Source organism: Thiofilum flexile DSM 14609 (assembly GCF_000380185.1).
In the GTDB taxonomy this organism is placed as follows: domain Bacteria; phylum Pseudomonadota; class Gammaproteobacteria; order Thiotrichales; family Thiotrichaceae; genus Thiofilum; species Thiofilum flexile.
Genome location: NZ_KB904804.1, coordinates 1 through 2432 on the forward strand (window position 1 = coordinate 1; position 2432 = coordinate 2432).

General features: G+C 38.6%; 2 protein-coding genes and 1 pseudogene. 2 read left to right on the forward strand and 1 reads right to left on the reverse strand.

The features are described 5' to 3' along the window. The first annotated feature begins 145 nt into the window (after positions 1-145). Entirely contained in the window at positions 146-1336 is a 1191-nt protein-coding gene (locus tag A3IK_RS0115885; RefSeq protein ID WP_020560965.1) for a hypothetical protein, read from the forward strand. 82 nt (positions 1337-1418) lie between these two features. Beyond that, positions 1419-2234 carry a hypothetical protein gene (locus A3IK_RS0115890; RefSeq protein ID WP_020560966.1) on the forward strand — a complete coding sequence of 272 codons (816 nt, stop codon included), beginning with the start codon at positions 1419-1421 and terminating at the stop codon, positions 2232-2234. A 51-nt stretch (positions 2235-2285) separates the two neighbouring features. On the opposite strand, the pseudogene A3IK_RS21930 reads toward A3IK_RS0115890, so the two are convergent. Further along, positions 2286-2432 (reverse strand): annotated as a pseudogene (locus A3IK_RS21930) (Rpn family recombination-promoting nuclease/putative transposase); the annotation flags it as partial.

Genomic DNA, 2432 nt, shown 5'->3' on the forward strand with positions numbered 1-2432 from the left:
AGGAGGGCGTATTCAAATGGGCGGAGTACTAGAGGGCGAATATACGCTAATTATTGATGAGGCCGCCTTATGAGTGTAGGTGCAACTTACCTCACTACATTAACTTTGAATAGACACAATAAACCAATAATTAAGGGGATTTATTATGGCAGGTAATATGACTGCACGTCTGGCAACTCGACCCAATACACGCAACAACACACCACAACCGCAAAATCGACGTGTGGTGAGACCAGTAGCGGCAACAACAACTTTACCAGATGCAGGTTTTATTAAAAAAATAGCTAATAACTTTATCTGGTCAGGTGGTAAGCAAGATGTGGCGCATGATGAAATATTGAAGTGGCTATTATCTCATACTTATCAATCCACCAAAGTACCTGACACCGATCCCTTTAAAGCAGCCTATGCTAAAGTAAGCTCAAATATCAGTGCCCCTTACTATTGGATACGCTCAGAGGCTGGTGTCCCAACACCACAAGCTCAAGCATCGCGTTTTATACGGGATTTTATGCAAGTACAGGCTGATAATATCACCATTAGTGGTTGGAATGGGACGCTAAAAATTCAGGATTTGGCAATAGGCTCTAACTTTAGTAAGGATTTTGATGCAATAGTATATAAGATTAATGAATCAATATATGCTATTAATCCACAATTTCAGCCGACAGTTTATTTATTCAAGGGGGTGGCTCATCGAGATGCAATTCAAATTGTCCCTGATACTAAAAAGGGGCGGCAGTTTGCAGGAACTATTAGCGACTCAGTGACAATTAGGGATAATGAAATTACCTCAGCGGGCGCCTTACAAGGTATCTTTGCTAGCGATGGTGCATTTAGAAACTTGACTATCTCCAGTAATACAGTTTCAACTCAAGGAGAACATGCTATTACTATTACGGGTATGCTCAGTGGTACTATCAGTGGTAATCAGACACCAACAGGTAAACCAGTCACCCTGCTGCCATTACGTATTGGTGGGGGAAATGATCTTAATGGGAATATTTATATTCTGGGGTTTTCTGCTATACCAACAGGACATACAGCAAATGTGGATACGAACTCAGTGAAGAACTATTGGTATGAAACTATCAAAGGCGGGCAAGCAGGCATCAAAGACTTTCGCCAAAAAATCGATACATCAGCTACGCCAGTCATTAGAAGAGGTATATTTTATACTAATGTTAATATGACCGTATTTTTTCAGCTATATGCTCGTTATGGCGAGCGATATCAGGATATTATGAATCAATTAGTGAGAGCTAAAAAAGCTACTTTTGTAAGCTTTGTGGGGGATGTTGGAGAGGTTAGAATGAATAGAGTTATCACTCAATAAGAATAGGTAGTTTTATGATATAGGTGATGAGAATTTAAAAATTCTTGCCACCTTTTTTTAGTACTAATAAAGGTAAAGGACTATGACTCAATTAAAAAAAATTTTGATGGTAGGTATTTTAGTTGGCTTTTTCGCTATTTCTCCTATTTTAAGTGTTGCTGCCTCCACTGCAAATGACCCTATTGACACCGCACCTGCCTTAAGTTTTTTTACTCAATACACTGAGAGTGGTATTATAACCAGGTCAATTATTACGGCATATGATAAAAAGAGAGATAGTCAAGGAGATTATTCAGTCGAGTCCAAAATTCCTGCTGACATTAAAAAAGCACTATTTTCCCCAACTACTCAAAATCCTTTTAAGAAGGCTTATGCAACGTTTTATACATCTATTAGTTTTAAACAGCTCCAGAAATGCCACTTTACTGGTGCAGATTTTAATCTAGACAATAACCCAAAAACAGAGGAGTGGTATATCAGCACATCCGCAACAGGATGTATTGAAGATCAGTCTTATATTGATGGTGGAACAAGCCATAATTGGATTATTCAGAGAAATGAGGCGAGTAAGTTTAAAGTATTAATGGAGAGTGATCGTACCCTAAGAGTAAATCCAATAACCACTCAAAGCACTTATCGACCATTAGGAACTTATCATAATATACAACGGTTTATGCCTAAGTCTACTTTAGGATGTGGTGATGTCTATCTAGAGTGGCGCTATAATAATACAAAAAAACAATACCAATATGTTTTAAAAAACATATCTATTGGCAGTCCCTGTAATGGTGATTTAGCCTTTGAAACAACCTCTGATCCTAGTTATAAAAAAGCAGTTGCCGCTATTGAAAAAATAGTTAATCCGTGGGTTAAAAATAATCTCCCTGCATTTCGCTAATTCCCCATCCATTATCCCCAAACCAAAGCACTTTTTAAGCAGAGTGCTTTGCTAAGTCGATTTAAGCTGTTGCACCTCTTTTAAGGTTAGCCCCGCAATACGCGCAATCTCAGCCTCTGGCAAAACACCTAGCTGCAATAAATTCAGCGCTATCGCTTGGGCTTTCTTCAAGGCTCCGATTTGCTCACCTTTCTCTAT